This window comes from Bradyrhizobium sp. 14AA, from assembly GCF_054185205.1.
Genome location: NZ_JAVAYM010000017.1, coordinates 168,020 through 192,983 on the forward strand (window position 1 = coordinate 168,020; position 24,964 = coordinate 192,983).

The 24,964-nt window shown below is 67.3% G+C and carries 25 protein-coding genes and 3 riboswitches; of the genes, 18 read left to right on the forward strand and 7 right to left on the reverse strand.

From position 1 onward, the window contains the following. The first annotated feature begins 2 nt into the window (after window positions 1–2). Window positions 3–1,691 (forward strand): ShlB/FhaC/HecB family hemolysin secretion/activation protein, encoded by a 1,689-nt coding sequence (locus RAD15_RS27610; RefSeq protein ID WP_458181369.1) that lies wholly within the window; start codon window positions 3–5, stop codon window positions 1,689–1,691. A 128-nt stretch (window positions 1,692–1,819) separates the two neighbouring features. On the opposite strand, the gene bluB is transcribed toward RAD15_RS27610, so the two are convergent. Genes bluB through cobU form a run of 3 tightly spaced genes read right to left on the reverse strand, consistent with a single transcriptional unit; the run spans window position 1,820 to window position 3,739 of the window. After that, window positions 1,820–2,452, reverse strand: coding sequence for a 5,6-dimethylbenzimidazole synthase (gene bluB / locus RAD15_RS27615; RefSeq protein ID WP_458181370.1), 633 nt, complete (start codon window positions 2,450–2,452; stop codon window positions 1,820–1,822). Window positions 2,453–2,456: 4 nt separating this feature from the next. Continuing rightward, complete coding sequence (gene cobS / locus RAD15_RS27620; protein WP_458181371.1) at window positions 2,457–3,239, reverse strand: adenosylcobinamide-GDP ribazoletransferase; 783 nt, start codon at window positions 3,237–3,239, stop codon at window positions 2,457–2,459. Then, complete coding sequence (gene cobU / locus RAD15_RS27625) at window positions 3,236–3,739, reverse strand: bifunctional adenosylcobinamide kinase/adenosylcobinamide-phosphate guanylyltransferase (RefSeq protein WP_458181372.1); 504 nt, start codon at window positions 3,737–3,739, stop codon at window positions 3,236–3,238. The genes cobS and cobU overlap by 4 nt, the downstream gene beginning before the upstream one ends. A gap of 121 nt (window positions 3,740–3,860) precedes the next feature. Here cobU and cbiB point away from each other — a divergent pair, with 121 nt between their 5' ends. Continuing rightward, window positions 3,861–4,802, forward strand: a complete 942-nt coding sequence (gene cbiB / locus RAD15_RS27630; protein ID WP_458181373.1) for an adenosylcobinamide-phosphate synthase CbiB — start codon at window positions 3,861–3,863, stop codon at window positions 4,800–4,802. A gap of 11 nt (window positions 4,803–4,813) precedes the next feature. Next, on the forward strand, window positions 4,814–5,779 hold the full coding sequence (gene cobD / locus RAD15_RS27635; protein ID WP_458181374.1) for a threonine-phosphate decarboxylase CobD: 966 nt from the start codon (window positions 4,814–4,816) through the stop codon (window positions 5,777–5,779). Here cobD and RAD15_RS27640 read toward each other — a convergent pair. After that, on the reverse strand, window positions 5,768–7,216 hold the full coding sequence (locus RAD15_RS27640; RefSeq protein ID WP_458181375.1) for a cobyric acid synthase: 1,449 nt from the start codon (window positions 7,214–7,216) through the stop codon (window positions 5,768–5,770). The two genes, cobD and RAD15_RS27640, sit on opposite strands and share 12 nt — an antisense overlap. Before the next feature lie 5 nt (window positions 7,217–7,221). Further along, window positions 7,222–7,857, reverse strand: coding sequence for a cob(I)yrinic acid a,c-diamide adenosyltransferase (gene cobO / locus RAD15_RS27645; RefSeq protein WP_458181376.1), 636 nt, complete (start codon window positions 7,855–7,857; stop codon window positions 7,222–7,224). Window positions 7,858–7,897: 40 nt separating this feature from the next. Further along, a riboswitch (cobalamin riboswitch) is annotated at window positions 7,898–8,117 on the forward strand. A 95-nt stretch (window positions 8,118–8,212) separates the two neighbouring features. On the opposite strand from cobO, the gene RAD15_RS27650 reads away from it, so the two are divergent. From RAD15_RS27650 to cobJ, 7 genes are read left to right on the forward strand one after another with little or no spacing between them, the layout of a single operon-like run. Beyond that, window positions 8,213–8,587 carry a DUF1636 family protein gene (locus RAD15_RS27650; RefSeq protein ID WP_458181377.1) on the forward strand — a complete coding sequence of 125 codons (375 nt, stop codon included), beginning with the start codon at window positions 8,213–8,215 and terminating at the stop codon, window positions 8,585–8,587. Beyond that, window positions 8,584–9,618 (forward strand): cobalamin biosynthesis protein CobW, encoded by a 1,035-nt coding sequence (cobW, locus tag RAD15_RS27655; protein WP_458181378.1) that lies wholly within the window; start codon window positions 8,584–8,586, stop codon window positions 9,616–9,618. The genes RAD15_RS27650 and cobW overlap by 4 nt, the downstream gene beginning before the upstream one ends. Continuing rightward, window positions 9,618–12,866 (forward strand): cobaltochelatase subunit CobN, encoded by a 3,249-nt coding sequence (gene cobN, locus RAD15_RS27660; RefSeq protein WP_458181379.1) that lies wholly within the window; start codon window positions 9,618–9,620, stop codon window positions 12,864–12,866. Before cobW ends, cobN begins: the two co-directional genes overlap by 1 nt. After that, complete coding sequence (gene cobG, locus RAD15_RS27665) at window positions 12,863–14,026, forward strand: precorrin-3B synthase (RefSeq protein ID WP_458181380.1); 1,164 nt, start codon at window positions 12,863–12,865, stop codon at window positions 14,024–14,026. Before cobN ends, cobG begins: the two co-directional genes overlap by 4 nt. Then, window positions 14,026–14,655, forward strand: a complete 630-nt coding sequence (locus RAD15_RS27670) for a precorrin-8X methylmutase (protein ID WP_458181381.1) — start codon at window positions 14,026–14,028, stop codon at window positions 14,653–14,655. The genes cobG and RAD15_RS27670 overlap by 1 nt, the downstream gene beginning before the upstream one ends. Window positions 14,656–14,657: 2 nt before the next feature. Then, window positions 14,658–15,389, forward strand: a complete 732-nt coding sequence (locus RAD15_RS27675; RefSeq protein ID WP_458181382.1) for a precorrin-2 C(20)-methyltransferase — start codon at window positions 14,658–14,660, stop codon at window positions 15,387–15,389. Beyond that, the gene (gene cobJ, locus RAD15_RS27680; RefSeq protein ID WP_458181383.1) at window positions 15,386–16,120 is read left to right on the forward strand and encodes a precorrin-3B C(17)-methyltransferase; all 735 of its coding nucleotides are present in this window, start codon (window positions 15,386–15,388) and stop codon (window positions 16,118–16,120) included. The genes RAD15_RS27675 and cobJ overlap by 4 nt, the downstream gene beginning before the upstream one ends. Here the strand turns inward: cobJ and RAD15_RS27685 are convergent. After that, window positions 16,096–16,842 (reverse strand): cobalt-precorrin-6A reductase, encoded by a 747-nt coding sequence (locus tag RAD15_RS27685; protein WP_458181384.1) that lies wholly within the window; start codon window positions 16,840–16,842, stop codon window positions 16,096–16,098. The genes cobJ and RAD15_RS27685 overlap by 25 nt on opposite strands. Before the next feature lie 10 nt (window positions 16,843–16,852). Between RAD15_RS27685 and cbiE the strand changes: the two genes are divergently transcribed. From cbiE to cobT, 8 genes are all read left to right on the forward strand, one after another. Further along, window positions 16,853–18,034 carry a precorrin-6y C5,15-methyltransferase (decarboxylating) subunit CbiE gene (cbiE, locus tag RAD15_RS27690; protein ID WP_458181403.1) on the forward strand — a complete coding sequence of 394 codons (1,182 nt, stop codon included), beginning with the start codon at window positions 16,853–16,855 and terminating at the stop codon, window positions 18,032–18,034. Continuing rightward, the gene (locus RAD15_RS27695; protein ID WP_458181385.1) at window positions 18,031–18,399 is read left to right on the forward strand and encodes a cobalamin biosynthesis protein; all 369 of its coding nucleotides are present in this window, start codon (window positions 18,031–18,033) and stop codon (window positions 18,397–18,399) included. Before cbiE ends, RAD15_RS27695 begins: the two co-directional genes overlap by 4 nt. Beyond that, window positions 18,396–19,178, forward strand: coding sequence for a precorrin-4 C(11)-methyltransferase (gene cobM, locus RAD15_RS27700; protein ID WP_458181386.1), 783 nt, complete (start codon window positions 18,396–18,398; stop codon window positions 19,176–19,178). Before RAD15_RS27695 ends, cobM begins: the two co-directional genes overlap by 4 nt. Next, on the forward strand, window positions 19,178–20,488 hold the full coding sequence (locus tag RAD15_RS27705; RefSeq protein ID WP_458181387.1) for a cobyrinate a,c-diamide synthase: 1,311 nt from the start codon (window positions 19,178–19,180) through the stop codon (window positions 20,486–20,488). Before cobM ends, RAD15_RS27705 begins: the two co-directional genes overlap by 1 nt. Beyond that, entirely contained in the window at window positions 20,485–21,216 is a 732-nt protein-coding gene (cobA, locus tag RAD15_RS27710; protein ID WP_458181388.1) for a uroporphyrinogen-III C-methyltransferase, read from the forward strand. The genes RAD15_RS27705 and cobA overlap by 4 nt, the downstream gene beginning before the upstream one ends. A gap of 45 nt (window positions 21,217–21,261) precedes the next feature. Continuing rightward, a riboswitch (cobalamin riboswitch) is annotated at window positions 21,262–21,480 on the forward strand. 37 nt (window positions 21,481–21,517) lie between these two features. Further along, on the forward strand, window positions 21,518–22,195 hold the full coding sequence (locus RAD15_RS27715; protein WP_458181389.1) for an energy-coupling factor ABC transporter permease: 678 nt from the start codon (window positions 21,518–21,520) through the stop codon (window positions 22,193–22,195). Between the two features lie 42 nt (window positions 22,196–22,237). Further along, window positions 22,238–22,987 (forward strand): precorrin-6A synthase (deacetylating), encoded by a 750-nt coding sequence (gene cobF, locus RAD15_RS27720; protein WP_458181390.1) that lies wholly within the window; start codon window positions 22,238–22,240, stop codon window positions 22,985–22,987. A 10-nt stretch (window positions 22,988–22,997) separates the two neighbouring features. Then, window positions 22,998–24,050, forward strand: a complete 1,053-nt coding sequence (cobT, locus tag RAD15_RS27725; protein WP_458181391.1) for a nicotinate-nucleotide--dimethylbenzimidazole phosphoribosyltransferase — start codon at window positions 22,998–23,000, stop codon at window positions 24,048–24,050. On the opposite strand, the gene RAD15_RS27730 is transcribed toward cobT, so the two are convergent. After that, window positions 24,043–24,618: a histidine phosphatase family protein gene (locus RAD15_RS27730; protein ID WP_458181392.1), complete on the reverse strand. Its 576-nt coding sequence runs from the start codon at window positions 24,616–24,618 to the stop codon at window positions 24,043–24,045. The two genes, cobT and RAD15_RS27730, sit on opposite strands and share 8 nt — an antisense overlap. Window positions 24,619–24,690: 72 nt before the next feature. Beyond that, window positions 24,691–24,892, forward strand: a riboswitch (cobalamin riboswitch). Window positions 24,893–24,964: the final 72 nt, after the last annotated feature.

Sequence of the window (24,964 nt, forward strand, 5' to 3'; positions counted from 1 at the left end):
GGATGCGCGTTCTGGGGGTAGCATTGGGGGTCGGATTTGCAGCTTGCTGCATCGCATCCGCACGTGCCCAGTCGATCAATCCCGGCGTGATCCAGAACGATGTCGACCGGCAGCGCCGCCAGCTCGAGCAGCAGAGCGCGCCGCCAAAACTCAACGGTCCGGCGGTGATTGGCGGTGAGCGGGAGAAATCCCAGCTTCTGAAGCCGGGCGGTCCGAAATTCCGCCTGCGCAAGGTCGAGTTCGACCAGTCCAAATTCATCACGCCGGCCGAGCTCGACGAGATCGCCAAAAAATACATCGGCAAGAACGTCGACATTGCCTCGCTGTTGCAGCTCGTCGCCGACATCAACGCCATCTACACCGAGCGCGGCATCGTCACGGGCATTGCAACGCTGCCCGAGCAGGATGCCAAGGGTGGGGTGGTCAGGATCAAGCTGACTGAAGGTCGGCTGCAGAAGACGACCATCGAGGGCAACAAGCAGACCCGCACCGACTACATTCTCGACCGCGTTAGGGAGCCCGAAGGCGAGGTCCTCGACGTTCCCAAGCTCAATCGCGACGTGACCTGGTTCAACCGGACCAACGACGTGCAGATCAAGGCGCTGCTCCAGCCCGGCACGAGCTTCGGCCTGACCGACCTCCAGTTCGCGGTGATCGAGCCGCCGATCGACACCTTGCAGCTCTTCACCGACAACCAGGGCGCCGAGAACACCGGGCGCTGGGAGGGTGGGGCGTTCTACAAGCGCCACGGCCTGTTCGGCGTCGACGACCGCCTGACCTTCTACGGCGTTCGCTCCGACGGCAATCTCAACGGCAACGTCGCCTACAGCATTCCGGTCAATCCCTGGGGCGGCCGCGTCGGCGTCAGCTATACCGAAGGCAAGATCAAGATCATCCAGGGGCCGTTCGTCGCGCTCGACGTCACCGGTCGCTCGAGCCAGGCCGCGGTCAATTTCAGCCAGCCGGTCTGGGTGACCCAGAACTGGCTGGTGCTGCTCAACGCCGCCGAGACCGAGGGCAAGACGGTGAGCCGCTTCGCCACGGTCGACGTGACCAACGACCACTACGACAAGGCCACCGCCGGCGTCTCGGTGACCAATTCCGGCAACACTTATTCGATCACGGTCTCACCGGCGGTGAATTACATCGCCTGGCAGGATCACGTGCTCGGCAACAACCGCGCGTTCAACACCTTTACCGGCTCGTTGATCGCGACCAGCGCCGCGGGGCCGGCGAATTTCAGCACCAACGTGCTGGCGAGCTGGCAGTACACGCAGGAGAAACTTCTGCCGGGCGACCAGATCTTCTCGATCGGCGGTCCGACCACCGTGCGTGGCTATCCCTCCAACGCGGCGTCCGGCGACAGCGGCTATTATTTCAACGCCGAGCTGCACTACAACTGGTCGCAATGGCTCAGGGGCTTTGACACCTACATTTTCACCGATTGGGGTGCGGTGTATTCGACGTTCCCCGGGGTCACCGAAATGACCTCGGTCGGTATCGGCTTCTCCTGGACCTACGCGTCGTTCATGACGTTCGAGGCGAACTACGCGACGCCGCTGAAGATGGCCGTCTCGACCCAGCACCACTACGAGGCCTATGGCCGCGTCACCCTTCGGCCGCTGCTGATGTTCCAGAAGCAGGAAAACCCCGCGCCCGTGGCGGCCATTGCCGGCAAGAGCAAGTCGTAGCGGCGAGCTGCTTTCTCCCCGTCGTCATTGCGAGGAGCCCTTGCGACGAAGCAATCCAGAGGCTTTCCGCGGCAAGTTTCTGGATCGCTTCGCTGCGCTCGCAATGACGGAGGATGACGAGCTTGGGGCTAACGTCGCAACGTGAACTCCGCCGCACCACGCCGGTGCTCCCATTTCTTCTGCTCGAGCTCCGGCTGTTCGCATTCGACTTCCGGATAGCCGATGCAGAGATAGGCGATGAACTTCCAGGTATCAGGCACGTCGAGAATGGCGTGGATCCGATCCGGATGGAGGATCGAGACCCAGCCGATGCCGATGCTCTCGGCGCGTGCAGCGAGCCACATCGCGGTGATCGCGGCCACCACGGAATATTCCGTCGTCTCCGGCATGGTCGCGCGGCCGAGGCCGTGACCGATGTCGCTGGCCTTGTCCGCGAACACGGCGAGGTGGCCGGGCGCTTGTTCGAGGCCGGACAGTTTCAGCGTGGCATAGCGCGCCGCGCGGTCGCCGGAATAGCAGTTCAGCGCATCGGCGTTGCACGCCGTGAAATCGTCGATGATGGCGCGACGTCGTGCAGCATCATCGACGGTGACGAAGCGCCAGGGTTGGCTCAGGCCGACCGAGGGCGAGAGACAGGCGGTCTCGATCAGGCGATCGATGGCACCGTCCGGCAGCGGGTCAGTTCGAAAGCGGCGGACGTCGCGGCGCCACACGAACAGTTCGCGCAGGTGCCGGCGGAAGGTGTCGTCGAACTCGACCATGAGGTCAGCGTCCCATCTGAAAGGCCGCGGCGACCAGCAGGATCAGGATCTCGCCGATCTGCTCGAAGGCACCGAGGATGTCGCCGGTCTGCCCGCCGATCTGGCGCACGGCAAGCCGCGCCAGCAACAGGCCGGCGAGCGACAGCAGGATCAGGCCGACCAGCGCCTTGCCGGGCCCTAACGCGAGAGCGAGCGCGAGCGTTCCAAGAGCGAAGGCGATGGCGACGCTGCGGCCTGGCGGCGATCCCGCGCTCGCCGACAGCCCGTCAGGCCGCGCTGGCGGCACCAGGGACATGAAGGCCGGCACGCCCGCGCGGGCGGCGGCGTGCGCGGACAGCAGTGCAAATGCCACCAGGGACGGATCGGCGATCGCCGCAAGTGCGCTCCAGCGCAGGCCGAACGACAGGATCAGCGCGCAGACGCCGTAAGTGCCGATCCGGCTGTCGCGCATGATCTCGAGCTTGCGCTCACGTGTCCGGCCGCCGCCGAGCCCATCGGCGGTATCGGCAAGCCCGTCCTCGTGCAGCGCGCCGGTGATGAGGGCGGTCGCAGTCAGCGCGAGCAGGGCGGCAAGGTTCGACGTCAGTCCGAACCGAATGGCGATCTTATAGACCAACGCGCCGGCAAGGCCGACCAGCAGTCCAGCGACGGGAAGGGCCCAGGTCGCGCGCGCGACGGCGCCGTCGTCCGCGGGCTTCGACGATGCGACCGGGAGGATCGTCACGAACGACGCCGCCATCCTGAGATCGGCAATGACGTCTTTGAAAAATTCGGCGCGCGGTATCATTTCAGTTTCATCGGCAAGCCGGCGACCACGAACTCGACCTCGTCGGCAACGGTTGCGATCATCTGGTTCATGATCCCGGCGGCGTCGCGAAAGCTGCGCGCCAGCGCATTGTCGGGCACGATGCCGAGGCCGACTTCGTTGGTGACGAAGACGACGGGGCTCTTGAGGCGGGGCAGCGCGCCGGCGAGCTCGGTCACTTCGCGCTCCCAGTCGCGCGCGCCATGCATCAGGTTGGAGAGCCACAGCGTCAGGCAGTCTACCAGCCTTGCGCCGCCGCCATCTGTTGCGACCAGTGCGGGCACGAGATCGAGCGGCACCTCGCGCTCGATCCAGTCGGTTCCGCGGCGCGCACGATGCCTGGCGATGCGCTCATCCATTTCGGCATCGAGCGCCTCGGCCGTCGCGACATAGACGGGCTGTCCGGGAAAGGCGCGCGTGCGCATTTCCGCACGCTTGCTCTTGCCCGATCGCGCTCCGCCCGTGATCAAGATGACGGCCATGAAGGTCTCCTGTGGACCTGACTAACCACCAATCGCGGCCAAAGACAAAGCCGAAATCAGGCGGCGAGGGGCTTGCGCTCCGCCTTCGCTTTGCGCAACAGGAGCGGGACAGGAGGCTGGTGTGGGTTTTGCGGGCGCGATGGTGGTGGCGATGGCGGTGGATGCCCTCCTGGGCTGGCCGTCGTGGCTGTTCGCGCGGATCGGCCATCCCGTCACCTGGTTGGGCTGGCTGATCGCCGCCGTTGACGCCGGCTGGAATCGCGCCTCCGATCCGCCGGCTCTTCGCCGCGTTGCGGGCATTGCCGGCGCGCTTCTGGTGATCGCGCTCTCCGTTGCGCTCGGCTGGGCGATTCAATCCTTGCTTCCCTCAGGCTTGATTCAGATCGTACTGGTCGGTGTTCTGGCCTGGCCGTTGGTTGCCTTGCGCTCGTTGCACGACCATGTGGCTGCCGTTGCTGGCCCCTTGCTGGCCGCCGACGTCACCGGTGCGCGCGATGCGGTGTCGCGCATCGTCGGGCGCGATCCGGCGGCACTCGATGAAGCCGGCATCGCGCGCGCGGCGATCGAGAGCCTCGCCGAAAACGCCTCCGACGGCATCGTGGCGCCCGTGTTCTGGGGCGCGCTGTTCGGCCTGCCCGGCATCTTGGGCTACAAGGCGATCAACACGCTGGACTCCATGATCGGTCATCGCAGCGAGCGGCACGAGGCCTTCGGCTGGGCCGCGGCGCGCATCGACGACGTCGCCAACTTCATCCCAGCGCGCCTGACCGGATTTCTGTTCGTGCTGCTCGCACCAAGGCGATCCGAGGCGCTGTCGTGCATGACGCGCGATGCGCGCCGCCACCGTTCGCCCAATGCCGGCTGGCCGGAAGCGGCGATGGCCGGTGCGCTCGGCGTGCGGTTCAGCGGCCCCCGCATCTATCACGGCAGCGTCACGAACGAGCCCTGGCTCAACGAAGGCGCGCGCGATCCGATCGCCGCCGACATCGGTGAGGGATTGACGGTCTACCGCCGCGCCATGCTGCTGCTCGCCGGCGTGCTTGCGATCCTGGCCTTCGCGTGAAAGAACAGGGCATGCGCGAGCACGGTGGAAATCTCGATCTGGCCCAGCAGCGTTTTGGTGGGCGCGCGGAGGACTGGATCGATCTGTCGACCGGGATCAGCCGGCTGCCTTATCCGGTCGGCGAGGTGAGCGCGCGCGCCTGGAGCGCGCTGCCGTCGCGTGCCGAGATCGAGACGCTGCACAGGGCCGCGCAGCACGCCTACCGCACGAACGCTGCGATCGTCGCGATGGGCGGCGCGCAGGCCGCCATTCAATTGCTGCCGCAACTGGCGCCGCCCGGCCGCGCGCGCATCCTCGCGCCAACCTACAATGAATATGCAGGCGTCCTCTCGGCTGCGGGCTGGGATGTCCAGGAGGCCGGGGAACTCGACGCGCTCGCGGGCGCGGATCTCGCTGTCGTCGTCAATCCCAACAATCCCGATGGCCGGAGTTTTGCGCCAAACGATTTGCTGGCGCTACTGCCGCGCGTCGGCCGACTCGTCATCGACGAGAGCTTTGCCGACGCCGTACCAAAGCTATCGCTTGCGCCTGAGGCGGACAGGCCGGGACTGCTGATCCTGCGCTCGTTCGGAAAATTCTATGGCCTTGCGGGGCTGCGGCTTGGGTTCGCAATCGGCAATGCGGCCGACATCGCCAGGTTCGCGGCGGTGTCGGGTCCATGGCCGGTCTCGGGCGCGGCAATCGCAATCGGCTGCCGCGCATTGCGTGACAATGCCTGGGCCGAGGCCACGTCAGTGCGGCTGGCGCGCGACTGCGTTCGCCTCGACGAGATGGCACGAGGGCAAGACTGGCGGCTCATCGGCGGCACATCGTTGTTTCGTCTCTATGAGACGCGCGATGCGCTTGCCGCGCAGGAGAAGCTGGCGCGCGGCCACATCTGGTCGCGCGTGTTCGCGAAAGAGCCGACCTGGCTGCGGCTCGGCCTTCCCGGCAGCGAAGCCGAATGGACGCGCTTGGCCGGGGTGCTAGCGCGCTAGCGCGAGCAGGCCTTCGACATCGAGATGCTGTTCGATGTGATCGGCGAGCGCGTCGAGCGCGCTTTCGACCCGGGCGTGATAGGGCTCGTCGCCGGCGGGGATGTCGAGCTTCGCCAAGAACGCCTTGCGGAAATCATCCGACGTGAACAGGCCGTGCAGATAGCTGCCCTGCACGCGGCCATCGCGCGCGATTGCGCCTTCCGGCTCGCCGTTCAGCTTTGCGAAGGGGCGAGTGCGATCGGGCCCATCAGTGCGGCCGATGTGGATTTCGTAGGCCTCGATCGGCTGCTCCGTGCCAGCATGCACGGCCGCGACGCGCGTCAGCGTCTTCTGCGGGCTCATCACCGTTTCCACATCCAGGAGACCGAGCCCCGGCGTGTCGCCGGCGGGGCCTTCGATGCCATCGGGATCGGCGACGCTGCGGCCAAGCATCTGGTAGCCGCCACAGAGGCCGAGCACATGGCCACCCCGGCGGTGATGCGCGAGCAGATCGATGTCCCAGCCCTGCGCGCGCAGGAAGGCGAGGTCGCCGCGGGTGGATTTCGAGCCGGGGATGATGACGAGACGGACATCACCGGGGATCGCTTCGCCTGGGCGCACCATCACGAGATCCACGCCAGGCTCGAGCTTGAGCGGATCGAGATCGTCGAAATTGGCGATGCGCGACAGCGCAAGGCAGGCGATCTTGCACTGGCCGGGCTTGCGGGCATCGCTCAGGCCCAGCGCGTCCTCAGCCGGCAACTCGCCGGCGCGCGCAAACCAGGGCAGCACGCCAAGGCCGCGCCACGCCGTTTTCTGTTCGATCAGCTTGTAGCCGTCGTCGAACAGGGTGGGATCGCCCCGGAACTTGTTGATGACAAAGCCCTTGATCATCGCGGCATCGTCGGGGTCGATCACCGTCTTGATACCGACGAGCTGGGCGATGACGCCGCCGCGGTCGATGTCGCCGACCAGCACCACGGGCACGTCAGCCTTGCGCGCAAAGCCCATATTGGCGATGTCGGCCTTGCGCAGGTTCACCTCGGCCGGACTGCCGGCGCCTTCGATTAGCACCAGATCGGCGCGGCCCTTCAGCCGCTCAAAACTCTCCAGCACGGCGCCCATCAGCGACGGCTTCATCGCAGCATATTCGCGCGCACGCGTGGTCGCGATGCGTTTGCCCTGCACGATCACCTGCGCGCCGACATCGGTCTCGGGCTTCAAGAGCACCGGGTTCATGTCGGTATGCGGCTCGACGCCGGCGGCCAGCGCCTGCAGCGCCTGTGCGCGGCCAATCTCGCCGCCGTCGACGGTAACGGCCGCGTTGTTCGACATGTTCTGCGGCTTGAAAGGGAGCACGCGCAGGCCGCGCCGCGTGAAGGCGCGCGCGAGGCCCGCGACGATGAGCGACTTGCCCACGTCCGAGCCGGCCCCCTGGATCATCAATGCGCGTGCCATCGAACTTAGAACTCGACGCCGGCCTGTGCCTTGATGCCGGAGCGGAACGGATGTTTCACCAGCGTCATCTCGGTGACGAGGTCGGCGATCTGGATCAGCTCGTCCTTGGCGTTGCGCCCGGTGAGCACGACATGCGTCATCTCAGGCTTTTGCGTCGTCAGGAACTCGACCACTTCGGCGATGTCGAGATAATCGTAGCGCAGCGCGATGTTGATCTCGTCGAGCACGACCATGCGCAGGTTCGAGTCGAGGATCAGCTCCTTGGCCTTCTCCCAGCCGGCGCGCGCCGCGGCGATGTCGCGGGCACGGTCCTGCGTCTCCCAGGTGAAGCCTTCGCCCATGGCGTGGAACTGGCAGAGGTCGCCGAAATGGCCGGTGAGCAGGCGCCGTTCGCCGGTGTCCCAGGCGCCCTTGATGAACTGCACGACCGCGCAGGGGAAGCCATGGGCGACGCAGCGGACGATCATGCCGAAGGCCGAGGAGGACTTGCCCTTGCCGGCGCCGGTGTGGACGATGATGAGGCCCTTTTCGCCGCTCTTGGTCGCCATGATCTTGTCGCGGGCGGCCTTCTTCTTCGCCATTTTCTGGGCGTGCCGGGCGTCGGTTTCCTCAGCTGTTTGGGTATCCGGTTCAGGCGTCATCGTACCCAGTCCTTCGGCTTGACAAGAGGCGGCCGGGGGCAAATGGTGGCCCGGCGTTGGTTCCTGTCCTACGACAGGCGAAGAGGGAATGCGATAGGGTCCGAATCGGCAAGATTTGGGTCCAAACTGCAGCCGCCCCCGCGACCGTGACCGGAGAGATGCCCGAAGCCACTGACCCCTGACGGGATCGGGAAGGCGGGGATCGAAGGGCAAAACCCTGCTCCGCAAGCCGGGAGACCTGCCAGCGCGGACGAGTTTTGGACCGGCGGACGGGGTGTTCCGCGACGGGGAAACGGCCTCTCGAGTCAGGGTCCGTGTGCCTCATCGCCTCCCGCTTTTTATCCTGGAAGAGGCGATGACCGTCACACTTCACGTCTGCATCACCTGCCGTGCCGGCCAGACGCTTGGCGAGGGCGAGACGACACCCGGCAAGCGCCTGCACGGTGCGATTCTCGATGCCGGCGTACCCGACGGCGTCAGCGTGGTTCCCGTCGAATGCCTGTCTGCATGCAACCAGGGCTGCTCGGTCGCGCTGAGCGCGCCCGGCCGCTGGTCCTATGTCTATGGCCGCCTCTCGGATGCAAATGCGAGCGACGTGGTCGCGGGCGCCGCGGCCTATGCGGCCGCGCCTGACGGCCTCGTGCCCTGGCGGAGCCGGCCGGAAATATTCCGCAAGCAGTCGCTTGCCCGCATTCCCCCCATTGCCGTCGTGCCGGAGGCCGCCGAATGAACTCGCTCGCAAAAGTCCCGGTCACGGTGGTCACCGGCTTCCTTGGCTCCGGCAAGACGACGCTGATCCAGCATCTGCTCGCCAACGCCGACGGCAAGAAGCTCGCCGTGCTCGTCAACGAGTTCGGCAGCGAGGGCGTCGATGGCGAGATCCTGAAATCCTGCGCCGACGCCAATTGCCCCGAGGAGAACATCGTCGAGCTCGCCAATGGTTGCATCTGCTGCACCGTGGCCGACGATTTCATTCCGACCATGGAAAAACTGCTGGCGCGGCCGGTAAGGCCCGATCACATCCTGATCGAGACCTCGGGCCTGGCGCTGCCGAAACCGCTGCTGAAGGCGTTCGACTGGCCGGAGATTCGCTCGCGCATCACTGTCGACGGCGTGATCGCGCTGGCCGATGCCGAAGCTGTTGCGGCCGGCCGTTTCGCGCCGGACCCGGATGCCGTCGAAGCGCAGCGCGCGGCGGACGAGAATCTCGATCACGAGACGCCGCTGTCGGAAGTGTTCGAGGACCAGATCGCCTGCGCCGACATCGTGCTGCTGACCAAGGCCGATCTTGCGGGGAGCGCCGGCATCGAAGCCGCCAAGGCGGCGATCACCGCCGAGATGCCGCGGCGCGTGCCGATGCTGCCGGTCACCGACGGTGCGATCGATGCGCGCCTCATCCTCGGCCTCGGCGCTGCCGCCGAGAACGATCTCGCCGCACGCCCGTCGCATCATGACGGCGAGGAAGAGCACGAGCATGATGATTTTGCCTCCGTCGTGATCGATCTTCCTGAGGTCGCCGACGTCGATGCGCTGGTCGCCTCCGTCCAGCGTCTGGCGCGCGAGCAGAACGTGCTGCGCGCCAAGGGCTACATCGCCATCGCGGGCAAGCCGATGCGCCTGCTGCTTCAGGCGGTCGGCGAGCGCGTGCGCCACCAGTTCGACAAGCCCTGGGGCGCCGGTCACAGGCAGTCAAAGCTCGTCGTGATCGGCGAGCACGGCGATATCGACGAGGCCGCCATCAAGGCAGGACTTGGTATCTGATGCACGTCGTCTTCCGCGAGAGCCGCGGTCTCGAGGAGACCGCGACGCCAAGAGACATCGGCCAGGACCCGGCCGATCTCGTGGTGCTCTCGTATTCGGATTCCGACCTGGCTGCGTTCGCGGCCGGCTGGCGGCGCGGCCGCAACAGCCTGCCGTCGCTCCGGCTCGCCAATCTCGCGGAACTTCGTCACCCGCTCTCGGTCGACACCTATATCGAATGCACGCTCTCGCAGGCGCGTGGCATTCTTGTGCGCCTGATCGGCGGTGAGTCCTACTGGCCCTACGGCCTCGCGGCCCTGCAGCAGCTCGCCAAGGATCGCAACATCGTGCTGGCCGTGCTGCCGGCCGACGGTCGCGACGACACGCGGCTGGATGCTTACTCGACCCTGCCGGTCTCGACGCTGCGGCGGCTCAAGGTGCTGTGCGACACCGGCGGTCCGGTTGCGGCACAAGGGGCGATCGCGCAGCTCGCGCTGGCATCGGGCCTCTATGCCGGCCCGGTCGTCGGCGAGACGACCGTGCCCGAGATGGGATATTACGATCCGGCGCGTGGCGTCATTGCTGCGCCGACGTCGGGCGAGGGGAAGTCGCGCGCACTCGTAACGTTCTATCGCTCCTATCTCACCGCCGCGGACACCGGCCCGGTCGATGCCCTGATCGCCGCGCTGCGCGAGAGGGGCTTTGATGCGCACGGTGTGTTCGTCACCTCGTTGAAAGCTCCGGGCATTGCGGATTGGCTGCAAGCCCATCTCGCTCAAAATCCTCCAGCGGCAATCGTCAATGCGACGGCGTTCTCGGCGATCGGCGATGACGGCACGACCCCGTTTGATGCCGCATCCTGCCCCGTGTTCCAGGTCGCGCTCTCCACGGCACGACGCGAAGACTGGGCGGAATCGCTCCGCGGCCTGTCCCCCGGCGACCTCGCAATGCATGTCGTGCTGCCCGAGGTCGACGGGCGCCTGTTCGCGGGCGTGGTGAGTTTCAAATCGGCCGGGATGCGCGATCCCGATCTGCAATTTTCGCATCTGGCGCACAGGCCTGATGAGGAGCGCGTGAGTGCGGTCGCCGCGCGCGTTGCGGCCTGGCGGCGGCTCGCGGAGAAGCCGGTTGCCGAGAAGCGCGTTGCGATCGTGCTCTCGAACTATCCGGGCCGCCCGCACCAGATCGCGCACGCGGTCGGTCTCGACGCGCTGGCTTCGGTCGAAGCCTTGGTGCCCGACCTCGCCGAGGCCGGCTTCGATGTCGCGCCGGTCCATGCGCTCGGCGAAACGCTGCTCGAGCAGCAACTGACTTGGAGTGTTGTTGATTATCGCGCGGCGCTCTCGCGCCTGCCGCAAGTCTTGCAGGATGATCTCGCGCAAGCCTGGGGCGCGCCGGAGGATGATCCGAGTTGGCGCGATGGTGCGTTCCATTTCGCCGCGATCCAGTGTGGCCAGTCGATCATCGCGGTCCAGCCGGAGCGCGGCGACGCGGCCACGCGCGATTCCGACTATCACGATCTCGCCCGCACGCCGCGTCATGCCTATGTCGCGTTCTATCTCTGGCTCCGGCAGCAGGGTGTTGACGCCGTCGTGCACATGGGCGCGCACGGCACGCTGGAATGGCTGCCCGGAAAATCCGTGGCGCTGTCGTCAGCCTGCTGGCCGGAAGCCCTCATCGGCGATCTGCCCGTCATCTATCCCTTCATTGTCAACGATCCCGGTGAGGCCGCGCAGGCCAAGCGCCGCATCGGCGCCGTCACCATCGGCCATTTGCCGCCGCCGCTCGCGACGTCTGCCGTGCCGGAAGGTCTCCGACGGCTGGAACAGCTCCTTGACGAGTATTCGACGGCCGATGGTCTCGACCCCGCCCGCCGCCAGCGCCTGATCGCCGCGATCCGCGACGAGGCGCGCGCGGCGGGCCTCGAAGACGATCTCGGTCTCGATGCATCGGCCGCGCCGGCCGAAGCGATTCCGCGCATCGATCGCTTCGTCTGCGATCTCAAGGAAGGCCAGTTCGGCGACGGCCTCCATGTGTTCGGCCGCGGCGCCTGCGGTGAGGCCGAGCGGGACGCGCTTCGCGCGGCGCTCGCGGGACGTCGCGTTGCACCGGGACCATCCGGCTCGCCCTATCGCGGCCGACAGGACGTGCTACCCACGGGTCGCAATCTCTTCGCCGTCGATCCCCGCGCGGTGCCGACGTCGTCGGCGCACGCGCAGGGGATAAAACTCGCGGAAGAGCTGCTCCGTCGTCATTTGCAGGATCATGGCGACTGGCCGAAAGGCCTGGTGGTCGATCTCTGGGGCTCGGCGACGATGCGCACCGCCGGCGAAGAATTCGCGATGGCGCTACATCTGGCCGGCCTCGCACCGCGCTGGGATCACGCCTCCGGCCGCGTCACCGGCTACGACATCATCGTGCCCGCCGAGCTCGGCCGTCCCCGCATCGACGTCACGCTGCGCGTCTCGGGCCTGTTCCGCGACGTCTTCGCCGGCCTTGCGCAATTGTTCGAAGCGGCCGCCGAAGCGCTCGCAGGCCGTGAGGACGAGGGCGACGAGAATCCTTATCGCCACCGCGCTTCCCGCGTGTTCGCGCCGCGCCCCGGACAATACGGCGTTGGCCTCTCGGCGATTCCCGATGCCTTCACGCCCGAGACCCGCGAGGCGGCCGGCGAAGCCTGGCTGTCGGCGTCGTCCTGGGCGTTCTCGGCCGATGGCGAGATCAAGCGCGATCGCGCCGGCATCGAACAGCGCCTCGCATCTGCCGATGCGTTCGTTCACGTCCAGGATCTGCCCGAAACCGATCTTCTGCTCGCCGCCGACTATGCCGCGCATGAAGCCGGTATCGCAGCGGCGGCGGCTCATCTCGGCGCGGCTGGACCATCGCTTTATCATCTCGACACGACGCAGCCCGAGCAGCCGCATGCGCGTTCGCTGACTGAAGAGATTTCCCGCGTCGTCCGGGCACGCGCGGCCAATCCGGCCTGGATCGCAGGCATGATGCGCCACGGTTTTCGCGGGGCCGCCGAGATCACCGCGACGCTCGAGCACATGGCCGCCTTTGCTCATCTCGCCGGCGCCGTGCCGCCTCATCTGTTCGATCTCTACTACGATGCGACGCTCGGCAACGCCGACGTCCGCGCCTTCATGGCACGTGAAAATCCGGCGGCGCTCGCTGCGATGGAGACCTGTTTCACGCGACTGCACGAGGCTTCGCTCTGGCGAACGCGTCGCAATTCGATCGCGGCTGCGCTGCGGGAGGCGTCATGAGCGCGTCCGCGGTCAAGGGCTGGTGTCCCGGCGCCTTGCGCCCGATGCAATCGGGCGACGGGCTCGTGGTCCGCGTGCGCCCGTTCGGCGGACGGCTCGATGCGGCGCAGGTCTCAGGACTTGCGCATCTGGCCGAACGTCATGGCAATGGCCTGATCGACGTCACGAGCCGCGCGAATCTCCAGATCAGGGGCGTCAGCGAAAGCAGCCACCGGCTGCTGCTCGACGGACTCGCGCAACTGGCGTTGCTCGATCCCGACGCCGATACTGAATCCCGGCGCAACATCCTGGTGACGCCGTTTTGGCGCACGGGTGACGAGACCCAGGCGCTGGCCGCCGAGCTCGAAGAGGCGCTCGAGAACTGCACGCTCGCGCTTCCGACCAAATTCGGCTTTGCCATCGATGATGGCAGCTCGCGCGTGCTCGCCGGCGATTCCGCCGATGTTCGGATCGAGCGCGATCGTGCCGGCGGACTGCTGATGCGCGCCGATGGCGCCAGGCTCGCCCGTTCGGTTGCGCGCGGCGAGGCCGTCGCCACCGCGCTCGCGCTCGCGAACTGGTTCGTGTCATCGGGCGGCGCCAGGGGCGGGCGAGGGCGCATGGCCGCGCATCTCGCGGCCGGAGCGGAATTGCCCGAGGCGCTGCGGGGCGAGACCGAACCCGCGCCGGTCATGGCCGCTGCGCGTCCCGGCCTTTACCCGCAGGGCGCGATGGTTGGCGTTGCCTTCGGGCAGATGCCGCATGCGACGCTCAACCAGTTCGCCGGTTGCGGACATGCGCTGCGCATGACGCCGTGGCGGATGGTCTTGAGCGAAGACAAACTGACGATGCCGTCCGCGGCCGGCCTCATCACTGAGGCCTATGACCCGGCCCTGCGTGTCATCGCCTGCAGCGGCGCGCCGCGCTGTCGCGAGGCCCACGCCGACACCCGTGCGCTCGCCGCCGCGCTTGCGCCGAACATCGGCGCGGCGGCTCGGCTGCACGTCTCCGGCTGCGCCAAGGGCTGCGCGCATTCCGGTACGGCTGCGGTGACGCTGGTTGCGACCCGCGCCGGATTTGATCTCGTCCGCGACGGCTCGACCCGAGACGAGCCGGTGCTGCGCGGGTTGAACGGCGCCGACATCGTCAGCGATCCCTCTATCCTGATTGGAGGGCACTGATGCCGCATACCTACGAGACCGATGGCGCAGCGATCTACCGGCAGTCCTTTGCGACGATCCGGGCCGAGGCCGATCTTGCCCGCTTCACGGCGGACGAGGAGCAGGTCGTGGTGCGGATGATCCATGCGGCCGGCATGGTCGGCCTGGAGGCGCATATCCGCTTCACATCAGGCATGGCGACCGCTGCGCGTGCCGCCCTGCAAAAAGGCGCGCCGATCCTGTGCGACGCGCGCATGGTCTCGGAAGGGATTACGCGCGCAAGGCTTCCCGCAGCCAATGCCGTCATCTGCACCCTCGGCGACGAGGCCGTTCCAGCGCTGGCGCAAGCCATGCGCAACACGCGTTCGGCGGCGGCGCTGGAGCTTTGGCGGCCTCATCTCGACGGCGCGATCGTTGCGATCGGCAATGCGCCGACCGCGCTGTTTCATCTGCTCAACATGCTGGAGGATCCGGACTGCCCGCGGCCCGCGGCGATCATCGGCTGCCCGGTCGGCTTCGTCGGTGCGGCCGAATCCAAGGCCGCGCTGATGGCCGATCCGAAGGTCGCTGCGCTGACGGTCGAAGGCCGCCTCGGCGGCTCCGCGATCACCGTCGCCGCCGTGAATGCATTGGCGAGCCGGAGCGAATAGCCATGGGACGCATCATCTGCTGCGGTCTCGGCCCCGGCGATCCTGACCTGATGAGCGTGCGGGCGGACCGAACGGTGCGTGCCGCACAGCACGTCGCCTATTTCCGCAAGAAGGGCCGACCTGGCCAGGCGCGGCGCATCGTCGAGGGCATGCTTGCCTCCGACGTCACCGAATATCCCATGGAATATCCTGTCACCACGGAGATCGCTTTCGACAGCCCGGACTATGTGCAGCTGCTCGCCGGTTTCTACGATGAATGGGCCGAGCGCCTGGCCCGGCTTTCGCGCGCAGTCGATGTCGTCGTGCTGTGCGAGGGCGATCCCTATTTCTACGGCTCCTTCATGCATCTCCACATGCGCTTGCAGGGGCGCGTCGAGATCGAGGTGATCGCCGGCATTCCCGGCATGGTCGGCTGCTGGAACGGAGTGGGACAGCCGATCGCGCTCGGCGACGACGTGACGACGGTGCTGATGGGGACGCTCGCCGAAGACGAGCTCGAACGGCGCATGCGCGATTCCGACGGGCTCGTCGTCATGAAGACCGGTCGCAATCTCGCAAAAGTGCGCCGCGCGCTCGCATCCGCCGGCCGGCTGGAGGATGCCTGGCTGGTCGAGCGCGGCACCATGCCGGGTGAGCGCGTGGCGCGGCTCGCCGAGATCGACGCTGCCGATTGTCCTTACTTTGCGATCGTGCTCGTGCACGGCAAGGGCCGGCAGCTGGACGCCGCCGAATGACGGGCACGCTGACCATCGCAGGCCTTGGCCCCGGCAGTGAGGCGCTGGTGACGCCCGAGGTCTCCGCTGCTCTTGCGGCCGCCACCGACATTTTGGGGTACGCGCCCTATGTCGCGCGCGTGCCGGCGCGACCGGGTCTCACGCTGCATCCCTCCGATAATCGCGAAGAGCTGCAACGCGCGAGCGAGGCTTTGCGGCTTGCAGCTGAAGGCGGGCAGGTCGTCGTCGTCTCCTCCGGCGATCCCGGCGTCTTCGCGATGGCCTCGGCCGTGTTCGAGGCGCTCGAACAGGCGCCGCAATGGCGCGAGCTGCCGATCCGCGTGTTGCCGGGTATCACAGCAATGCTGGCGGCTGCCGCGCGCGCGGGGGCGCCGCTCGGCCATGATTTTTGCGCGATCAATCTCTCCGACAATCTCAAGCCGTGGGCGGTCATCGAGAAGCGGCTGAGGCTCGCTGCGGAAGCCGATTTTGCCATTGCGATGTACAATCCGCGCTCGGCGAGCCGGCCCGAGGGATTTGGCCGCGCACTCGCGGTACTGAAGGACGCCGGCTGTGGCGAGCGCCTCGTGATCTTCGCGCGCGCGGTCGGCACCGCCGACGAGAAGATCGAGACCGTCACGCTGAATGAAGCCCGGCCCGAGATGGCCGATATGCGCACGCTGGTCATCGTCGGCAATTCGCAGACGCGCCGCGTCGGCCGCTGGGTCTATGCACCGAGGCGGGTCGAATGACCGAGCCATGTCATCACCTCACCGACGCTTTCCACGCGGGGCCTCTCGGGCAGTCGCGGCCGCGAGATCATGATCACGGGCAGGCCAAGCGTGCGCGCCGCGTCGATCTTGGCGCGCGCGCCGTCGCCACCGGAATTGCGGGCGACGATCCAGGCGATGCCGCGGGCGCGCAGCATCTCCAGCTCGCCATCAAGCGTGAACGGTCCGCGCGATACGATCACATCCGCCGGGAATGGCAGCGGCGCTTCGGGCGGGTCGACGAACCGCAGCGTGTAAGCATGTTGCGGCTTGCCCGCGAACGGCGCGATGTGCTGGCGGCCGATTGCCAGGAACACGTTTGCGGGCGCCGCGGGCAGCGCGGCAACCGCAGCGGTGACATCGGTAAGTTCGATCCAGTTGTCGCCGGCCGTTTTCGCCCAGGGCGAGCGCTCCAGCGCCATCAGCGGCGTGCCGGTTTCCGCGCACGCCTCGACTGCGTTGCGGCTCATCTCGGCCGCGAAGGGATGCGTCGCGTCGATCACATGCGTGATGCCTTCGCGGCGGATATAGTCGGCAAATCCGCTCACGCCGCCGAAGCCGCCGATGCGGGTCGGCAGCGGCTGGTCGGCAGGCGCGCGGGTACGTCCCCCGTAGGAATACACCGCGTCAATAGCTGCGCGCGCGACCTCCGCAGCGAGCAAGCTCGCATCGGCCGTTCCGCCCAGAATGAGCGCGCGCGTCATGGCTGATTCCTTGGCTGATCCCTGGCTGACCATCATCGGTATCGGCGAAGATGGCCTTGCCGGGCTGTCCGAGGCAAGCCGAAAGGCGCTCGACGATGCCGAAACCGTCTTTGGTGGTGAACGCCATCTCGCGCTTGCCGGCATGGCTGGACGCGGGCGCCCATGGCCGGTGCCGTTCGACGCGGACGTCGTCATGAGCTGTCGCGGCAGGCCGACGGTGGTGCTCGCCTCCGGAGATCCGTTCTGGCACGGCGCCGGTGCAAGCCTCGCCGAGAGGCTCGATGCCGGCGAGTGGATTGCGCATTCGGCGTCGTCGACGTTTTCGCTTGCAGTCGCACGGCTGGGCTGGCGGCTTGAAACAGTGGTTTGTCTCGGCCTGCATGCTGCGCCATTCGAGCGGCTTGTGCCGCATCTGGCGCGAGATGCGCGGATCCTTTGTCTCGTACGCGACGGCAGGGCCGCGGGTGAACTCGCCAAATGGCTGAGCGAGCGCGGATGGGGCGCCTCGGCATTCTGGACGCTCGCCGCGCTCGGAGGGCCGCGTGAAAGCGTCCGGCAATTTCGCGCAGACAATTTTGCTGGTGACCTCGATGGAAACCTGATCGCGGTGGCAGTTGAGGCGAAGGGCGCGCAAGGCGTTCCCCGCAGCTCGGGACTTTCGGACGATCTCTTTGCCCACGACGGACAGATTACCAAGCGGCCGGTGCGCGCGCTCGCGCTTTCAGCGCTGGCGCCGCGGCCGGGTGAACGGCTGTGGGACATCGGCGCGGGTTCGGGCTCGATCGCGGTCGAGTGGGCGCTGTGCGGAGGCACGGCGCTTGCGATCGAGGCGCGCGAGGACCGCGCCGGCAATATCCGGAGCAACGCGGCGGCGTTCGGATTGGCGCATCGGATCACCGTCATCACGGGGAAGGCGCCCGAAGCTTTTGCTGTGCTGGAAGCGCCGGATGCCGTCTTCATTGGCGGCGGTCTCGATGGCGCAATGTTCGACGCGATCTGGTCGCGGCTTGCGTCGGGGGCGCGGCTGGTTGCACATTCAGTCACGCTGGAGACGGAAGCGCTGCTCGGCGAGCTGCATCAGCGCCATGGCGGCGAGTTGATGCGCGTCGAGATCGCTCACGCCGCTCCGCTCGGCCGCTACAGGTCCTGGGAGGCGGCGCGGCCGGTGGTGCAGTGGAGTGCGGTCCGATGAAGGTCGCCGGACTCGGATTCAAAAAGGACGCCACGCTGGCTTCGTTGCGCGAGGCGCTGCTGGCGGCCGGCGGTATTGAAGGCCTTGCGGCGGTGGCGACCGTCAGCGACAAGGCCGACGCGGAGGCGCTCAAGCAGCTTGCGCGCGAATGCGGTGTGCCGATCAAGGCTATCCCGGCCGATGTGCTTGCGAGCGTTGATACGCCGACACAGTCGAAGATCGTCGCGGAAAAATTCGGCACCGGATCGGTCGCCGAAGCCGCGGCGCTCGCTGCCGTTGGCCCTCGCGCGCGCCTGATTGCGACCCGGGCCGTCTCGCAGGATCGCACTGCGACCGCCGCGATCGCGGAAGGAGACGGCGCATGACGGTGCATTTCATCGGCGCGGGGCCGGGCGCTCCAGACTTGCTGACGCTGCGCGGACGCGACCTGATCGCGGCCTCTCCGGTCTGCCTCTATGCCGGCTCGCTGGTTCCTGAAGGCGTGCTCGCGCATTGTCCGCCCGGCGCGCGCATGGTCAACACAGCGCCGCTGTCGCTCGACGAGATCATCGCGGAGATTTCCGCCGCGCACGCGCAGGGCAAGGACGTCGCGCGGCTGCATTCCGGCGACCTCTCGATCTGGTCGGCGATGGGCGAGCAGCTCCGCCGCCTGCGCGCGCTCGGCATTCCCTATTCGGTCACGCCCGGCGTTCCGTCCTTCTCGGCTGCTGCGGCTGCACTGGAAGCCGAGCTGACGCTGCCCGGTCTCGCGCAGACGGTGGTGCTGACGCGCACGCCCGGCCGCGCCAGCGCGATGCCCGAGGGCGAGAAGCTTGCCGCATTCGCCGTAACAAGCGCGGTGCTCGCGATCCATCTGTCGATCCATCTGCTCGACAAGGTCGTCGCCGAACTGACGCCGCATTATGGCGCGGATTGCCCGGTCGCGATCGTCTGGCGCGCGAGCTGGCCGGATCAGCGCATCGTGCGCGCGACGCTTGCGACGCTCGATGCGGCCGTCGGCAGCGAGATGGAACGCACGGCGCTGATCCTGGTCGGCAGGACGCTTGGCGCCGCAGATTTTGACGAGAGCCGCCTCTATGCCGCGGACTATGATCGCCGCTATCGGCCAGTCGGTGCCGAGCCGCGCTTTCCGGAGGCGTCGTGATGGCGGCAGGCCTCATCATCTCCGCACCCGCCTCCGGTGTCGGCAAGACCACGCTGACGCTGGCGCTGGCGCGCGCCTGGCGCAATCGCGGATTGAACGTGCAGTGCTTCAAGAGCGGCCCTGATTACATCGATCCCGCCTTTCATGCCGCCGCGACGGGGCGCGCTTCGGTCAACGTCGACAGCTGGGCGATGGATCGCGGGGCCATTGCGCATCTCGTCAGCCGCGGCACCGATGCCGATGTCGTGCTGGCCGAAGGTTCGATGGGCCTGTTCGATGGTGTCGCCGCGCGCGGCGTCTCGGGCACCGGTGCCACCGCCGACATCGCGGAGATGCTGGGCTGGCCGGTGGTGCTGGTGATCGATCCTTCCGGCCAGGCGCAGACCGCGGCGGCGATCGCTGCAGGTCTTCGCGATTATCGCCCCGGCGTGCGTCTAGCGGGCGTGGTGCTCAACCGTGTCGCCAGCCCGCGTCATGAAGATCTCGTGCGGCGTGCGCTGAACGATGCCGGCATCGCTGTGTTCGGCGCGCTGCCGCGCCATGCCGAGATCAGCCTGCCGAAGCGGCATCTTGGCCTCGTGCAGGCCGAGGAGCAGGCCGAGATCGGCAAGCTGATCGACGAGGCCGCGCGCTTCGTCGCCGAGCATGTCGATCTCGACGCGGTGCTGCGATCGGCCGCGAGCTGGTCGCCGCAACCTGCCGTGAACGGCCTCAACGTGACGCCGCCCGGCCAGCGCATTGCGCTGGCACGCGACGCGGCATTCTCCTTCGTCTATCCGCACATGCTGGAAGCGTGGGGCGCAGCGGGCGCGGAGATATCGACATTCTCGCCGCTCGCCGATGAAGCGCCTGAGGCGAGCGCCGATGTCTGCTGGCTGCCCGGCGGCTATCCCGAGCTGCATGCCGGCAAGATCGCGACCAATGCGAACTTTCGCAGCGGCCTGCGTTCGTTCGCCGAGACGCGGCCGGTGCATGGCGAATGCGGGGGCTATATGGTGCTGGGGACCGCTTTGACCGATGCCGACGGTCTTCGTCATGAGATGACGGGGCTGCTCGGCCTCGAGACGAGCTTTGCCAAGCGCCGCATGCATCTCGGCTATCGTCTGGCCGCGCTCGCAGCGCCGATGCCGGGCCATCAGGTGGGTGCACGCCTGCGCGGCCACGAATTCCACTATTCCACGATCGTCGCGCAGCCTGACACGCCGCTGGCCGTCGTGCATGATGCGACCGGCGCGGTCATCGCCGAGACCGGCTCGCGCCGCGGCCACGCTACGGGTACGTTCTTCCATCTGATTGCGGAGGACCGGTGAACGGTTTTGTCACGTTTGTCTCCGCCGGCCCCGGCGATCCCGAGCTGCTCACCGTGAAGGGCGCCGCGCGGCTGCGCGAGGCTGACGTCGTGCTCTATGACGATTTGGCGTCCGGCGCGATCCTCGATCTGGCCCGGCCCGGCGCCAACCTCGTCGCGGTAGGGAAACGGGCGGGGCGGCCCTCGACCAAGCAGCACCACGTCAACCGCCTGCTGGTCGACTATGCCGCAACCGGCGCGCGCGTGGTGCGGCTGAAGTCGGGCGATGCCGGCATTTTCGGCCGGCTCGAGGAGGAGCTGGAGACGCTGCGCGAAGCCGGCATCGCCTACGAGATCGTTCCCGGCGTCACCTCGGCCTGCGTCGCCGCGGCGCAAGCCGGCATTCCCCTGACCCGGCGCCACACCTCGCGCCGGGTGCAGTTCGTGACCGGCGCCGACGTCACGGGCGAGCTGCCGCCAAACCTGAACTGGGCGGCACTGGCCGATCCCGAAGCAACCACCGTGGTCTATATGGGCCGCCGCACCTTTCCGGCGCTTGTCGCAAAGTTGATCGAGCATGGCCTCGCCGCGGAGACCCCGGCGCTGTTCGCCGAATCCCTTGGCCGGGCCGACGAACGGCTGGTCCGCACCACGATTGCCGAGCTTGCCGAGCAGCTTGCGCGGGGCGGGGCGGCTTCCACGGCTGCCGTCATCCTGTTCGGCGCGCTGGCGGGGGATTATCCGTCATGATCGCCCCGGCCGCCCTTCGCCCCTTGACGCCCGGCTGGCGAAAGAGGCACACAGGAGATGCATGGTGCTCGACGCGGCGCAAAGCGCCGGAGCATAATCGGGAATGGGGGTGGGCGGACCCAGTTGCGGCGCCCAAAACCCCAGCCGCCCCCGCGACTGTAAGCGGTGAGGGGCTCCGATCAGCCACTGGGCCGCAAGGTCCGGGAAGGCCGGAGAACCCAGTGAACCGCGAGCCAGGAGACCGGCCGTGCAAGTTTTGAGGCCAAGGCAGTCGGGTGTGACGGCAGGAAGGATCTGAGCCATGCATATCGAACCAGGAGTCGTAACGGGCGCCAAGCTCGTGTTGAGTTACGCAACCGGCATCGCCGCAGGCGGCGTTGCGCTGAAGCTTGCGGCAGAGACCGTGCGCGAGCAGGGCATCACCTCGTTCGCGGCGCGCACCCTTGCCACCACCGTCCTGGTGTTCACCTTCTTCGAGATCCTGCCGCACTTCCCGGTCGGCGTCTCCGAGGTGCACTTCATCCTTGGCTCGACCCTGTTCCTGCTGTTCGGCGCTGCGCCCGCCGCCTTCGGCCTTGCGTTCGGCCTGCTGCTTCAGGGCGTGTTCTTCGAGCCGGCCGACCTGCCGCAATATGGCATGAACGTCACGACGCTCCTGGTGCCGCTGTTCGGGATCCAGGCGATCGCCACACGGATCATTTCGCGCAACACCGCCTATGTCGATTTGAAGTATCGCCAGGCGCTGGCGCTCTCGACGACCTATCAGGCCGGCGTGATCGCCTGGGTGGCGTTCTGGGCGCTCTATGGCTCCGGTTTTGCCATGAGCAACCTCGCCAGCATCGCCACGTTTGCGGCGTCCTACGCGCTCGTCATCGTGATCGAGCCGCTGGCCGATCTCGCCGTGCTGGCGCTGGCGAAGTCGCTGCGCGGTGTTACCGCGCCCGGCCTCGTCACCCCGCGCCTGCACAACGCGGCTTAAGAGAAAATGGGGCGGCCGTCATGGCCGCCCCGCCCACGCGCGATGCTCACGCTTTCCCTGATAGGCATCGGTTGCGGTGATCCCGGGCAGCTCACGCGCGCAGCCGTTCAAGCCATCAACGCAGCCGATCTCGTCCTGATCCCGCGCAAGGGGACGGCCAAGTCCGATCTTGCAGACTTGCGGCGGACGATCTGCGCGGATGTGCTCACCAGCGACAGGACGCGCATCGCCGAGTTCGATCTTCCTGTGCGCGACGCCGGTGAAGCCGACTACCGCAAGGGCGTGGACGATTGGCACGATGCCGTCGCCGCGGCCTGGTCGCAGACGATCGCAGATCATCTCGGTGGTGACGGCAAGGTCGCGCTGCTGATCTGGGGCGATCCCTCGCTCTACGACTCCTCGCTGCGCATTGCGCGGCGGCTCAATCCGTTGCCGAAGATCGAAGTCGTCCCCGGCATCACCTCGATCCAGGCGCTGTGCGCGGCGCATGCGCTGCCGCTCAACGACATCGGCGAGCCGTTCCTGGTGACGACGGGGCGCCGTCTGCGCGAAGGCGGCTGGCCACAAGGCGTCGATACGGTCGTCGTGATGCTCGACGGCGGCACCGCATTCCAGTCACTCGATCCAGCCGGGTTTCATATCTATTGGGGTGCCTATCTCGGCATGCCCGATCAGATCATCATGTCCGGCGCGCTCACCGAGGTCGGTCCGCGCATCGTCGCGCTGCGGCAAGAGGCGCGCGAGCGGCATGGCTGGATCATGGACAGCTACATTCTCAAGCGCAGGCCGTAAGCGAGGCAGCATGCTCCCCGAATGGGTCTATCAGAAGTGCCCCGATATCTCCGCGGCCCATCGCGAGGCGGCGATCGCGCGTCAGGCACAACTCACAAAGCCAACCGGCGCGCTCGGCCGGCTCGAGCAGCTCGCGATCGAGTTAGCAGGCCTGCAGGCGACCGAGCAGCCGCGCGCCGCACGGGTGCCGATCATCATCTTCGCCGGCGACCACGGCATTGTCGCGCAAGCCGTGTCGGCCTATCCGCAAGCCGTGACCATCGCGATGATGGCGAATTTCGCCTCCGGCGGCGCCGCGATCTCGGTGCTCGCGCGCGAGCTGGGCTCCAGCCTTGAGGTCGTCGACGCCGGCACGCTGGCGCAGGAGGCGATGGCAGGAATCGTCATCGACAAGCCGCGCAATGGCACCCGCGATTTCAGCGTCGACGCTGCGCTTGCGCCTGCGGAGCTGGCATTTGCTTTCGAAGCCGGCCAGCGCGCAGTCGCGCGCGCCGAGGCCACGAACCCCGATCTCCTGATCTTCGGCGAGATGGGCATCGGCAACACCACCACTTCGGCGGCGATTGCGGCGAGCCTGCTTGGCATGAGCGCCGAGGAGATCGCGGGCAGCGGTACCGGCGTCGATGCGGCCGGCCGCGCGCACAAGGCGCGCGTGATCGATGCGGCGATCGCGCGTCATGGCGTTGTCGGCGCTTCGTCTGAAAAGATCCTGTGCGCCGTCGGCGGGCTCGAGATCGCGGCAATCTGCGGCGCCATCATTGCCGCCGCGCAGCGCCGCATCCCCATATTGATCGACGGTTTCATCGTGTCGGTCGCAGCGCTCGCAGCGGTGCGGCTCAATCCGTCGTGCCAGCCGTTCCTGCTGCCGTCGCATCAATCGGCGGAGCAGGGGCACCGGCTGGTGCTTCGCGCGCTGAACGTGCAACCGCTGATCAGCCTCGATCTCAGGCTCGGCGAGGGATCGGGCGCCGCCATCGCGCTGTCGCTGGTGCGGTCGGCCTGCGCGCTCCACAACGGCATGGCGACGTTTGCGCAGGCCAATGTGCCTGACAGACCTAGCTGATGCGCTGATTGACGGAGACGACGCGCCAGCCGGTGGTGAGCCGGTCGATCCGCGTGAGCGAGACCGGATCGATGACGAAGCGCAGGGCGGCTTGTGGCGTGAGGCCCAGCGCGATGCACAGCGCAGCGCGGATGGTACCGGAATGGACCACGAGCACTGCGGAGCCGGGTCCGATCCGCGAGAGACCTCGCCTGACGCGTGCGACCTGATCCTCAAAGCTTTCGCCACCCGGCGGCCTTCCGCGCGCCGGATCGCCCCAGAACTGTGCATAGGCCTCGCCGCCGGTCGCGGCGAGCTCGTCATGCCGACGACCGGTCCAGTCGCCAAAATCCTGCTCGCGGAATTCGCTGACCAATTCCGGCTGGAGCCCCAGCGCGCGAGCCGTTTCGACCGTGCGCCGGGCCGGGCTGGCATAGCTCCTCGCAGCATCCCGCGGCAGGCGGTACTGCAACGCCTCCAGCTGTGCGCGATCGCCGAGAGCGGCGGGTGCGTCGGCCGCATGGATCGTTCCTTTGACGCCGTCGACGGGCGCATGCCGTATCAGCCAGAGGAAGGTCTCGCCTTCCATGCTTATCTCCAAGGAAGTTGGTCGCTGTGGCAATAACGCCGCTACTGGTACATTGACTCTGTCTTGATGGTAATCCTAGATGGCTAGGACGGTTTCCCCGAGAGGGGATGAAAAGGGAATGCGGTGCGGGGACGTTGTCCCCAATGCCGCGGCTGCCCCCGCAACTGTAAGCGGTGAATCCTTCGTCAGAAGCCACTGGGTCCTCGGTCCCGGGAAGGCGACGAAGCGGTCACGACCCGCGAGCCAGGAGACCTGCCGTCAGCCGTGGTCACACGCGAAGATGTCGGTCGGGGAGTACAGACATTCGGCTTCATCGGAGGGCTGAGCGCCGGAAGATGGGACCTTG

What these genes read in the sequence shown, in the direction of transcription:
- RAD15_RS27610 (WP_458181369.1), top strand. Translation starts at nt 3, where the DNA reads ATGCGCGTTCTGGGGGTAGCATTGGGGGTCGGATTTGCAGCTTGCTGC.
- bluB (WP_458181370.1), bottom strand. Translation starts at nt 2,452, where the DNA reads ATGGTCGAGTTCGACGACACCTTCCGCCGGCACCTGCGCGAACTGTTC.
- cobS (WP_458181371.1), bottom strand. Translation starts at nt 3,239, where the DNA reads ATGATACCGCGCGCCGAATTTTTCAAAGACGTCATTGCCGATCTCAGG.
- cobU (WP_458181372.1), bottom strand. Translation starts at nt 3,739, where the DNA reads ATGGCCGTCATCTTGATCACGGGCGGAGCGCGATCGGGCAAGAGCAAG.
- cobD (WP_458181374.1), top strand. Translation starts at nt 4,814, where the DNA reads ATGCGCGAGCACGGTGGAAATCTCGATCTGGCCCAGCAGCGTTTTGGT.
- RAD15_RS27640 (WP_458181375.1), bottom strand. Translation starts at nt 7,216, where the DNA reads ATGGCACGCGCATTGATGATCCAGGGGGCCGGCTCGGACGTGGGCAAG.
- cobO (WP_458181376.1), bottom strand. Translation starts at nt 7,857, where the DNA reads ATGACGCCTGAACCGGATACCCAAACAGCTGAGGAAACCGACGCCCGG.
- RAD15_RS27650 (WP_458181377.1), top strand. Translation starts at nt 8,213, where the DNA reads ATGACCGTCACACTTCACGTCTGCATCACCTGCCGTGCCGGCCAGACG.
- cobW (WP_458181378.1), top strand. Translation starts at nt 8,584, where the DNA reads ATGAACTCGCTCGCAAAAGTCCCGGTCACGGTGGTCACCGGCTTCCTT.
- cobN (WP_458181379.1), top strand. Translation starts at nt 9,618, where the DNA reads ATGCACGTCGTCTTCCGCGAGAGCCGCGGTCTCGAGGAGACCGCGACG.
- cobG (WP_458181380.1), top strand. Translation starts at nt 12,863, where the DNA reads ATGAGCGCGTCCGCGGTCAAGGGCTGGTGTCCCGGCGCCTTGCGCCCG.
- RAD15_RS27670 (WP_458181381.1), top strand. Translation starts at nt 14,026, where the DNA reads ATGCCGCATACCTACGAGACCGATGGCGCAGCGATCTACCGGCAGTCC.
- RAD15_RS27675 (WP_458181382.1), top strand. Translation starts at nt 14,658, where the DNA reads ATGGGACGCATCATCTGCTGCGGTCTCGGCCCCGGCGATCCTGACCTG.
- cobJ (WP_458181383.1), top strand. Translation starts at nt 15,386, where the DNA reads ATGACGGGCACGCTGACCATCGCAGGCCTTGGCCCCGGCAGTGAGGCG.
- RAD15_RS27685 (WP_458181384.1), bottom strand. Translation starts at nt 16,842, where the DNA reads ATGACGCGCGCGCTCATTCTGGGCGGAACGGCCGATGCGAGCTTGCTC.
- RAD15_RS27695 (WP_458181385.1), top strand. Translation starts at nt 18,031, where the DNA reads ATGAAGGTCGCCGGACTCGGATTCAAAAAGGACGCCACGCTGGCTTCG.
- cobM (WP_458181386.1), top strand. Translation starts at nt 18,396, where the DNA reads ATGACGGTGCATTTCATCGGCGCGGGGCCGGGCGCTCCAGACTTGCTG.
- RAD15_RS27705 (WP_458181387.1), top strand. Translation starts at nt 19,178, where the DNA reads ATGGCGGCAGGCCTCATCATCTCCGCACCCGCCTCCGGTGTCGGCAAG.
- RAD15_RS27715 (WP_458181389.1), top strand. Translation starts at nt 21,518, where the DNA reads ATGCATATCGAACCAGGAGTCGTAACGGGCGCCAAGCTCGTGTTGAGT.
- cobF (WP_458181390.1), top strand. Translation starts at nt 22,238, where the DNA reads ATGCTCACGCTTTCCCTGATAGGCATCGGTTGCGGTGATCCCGGGCAG.
- cobT (WP_458181391.1), top strand. Translation starts at nt 22,998, where the DNA reads ATGCTCCCCGAATGGGTCTATCAGAAGTGCCCCGATATCTCCGCGGCC.
- RAD15_RS27730 (WP_458181392.1), bottom strand. Translation starts at nt 24,618, where the DNA reads ATGGAAGGCGAGACCTTCCTCTGGCTGATACGGCATGCGCCCGTCGAC.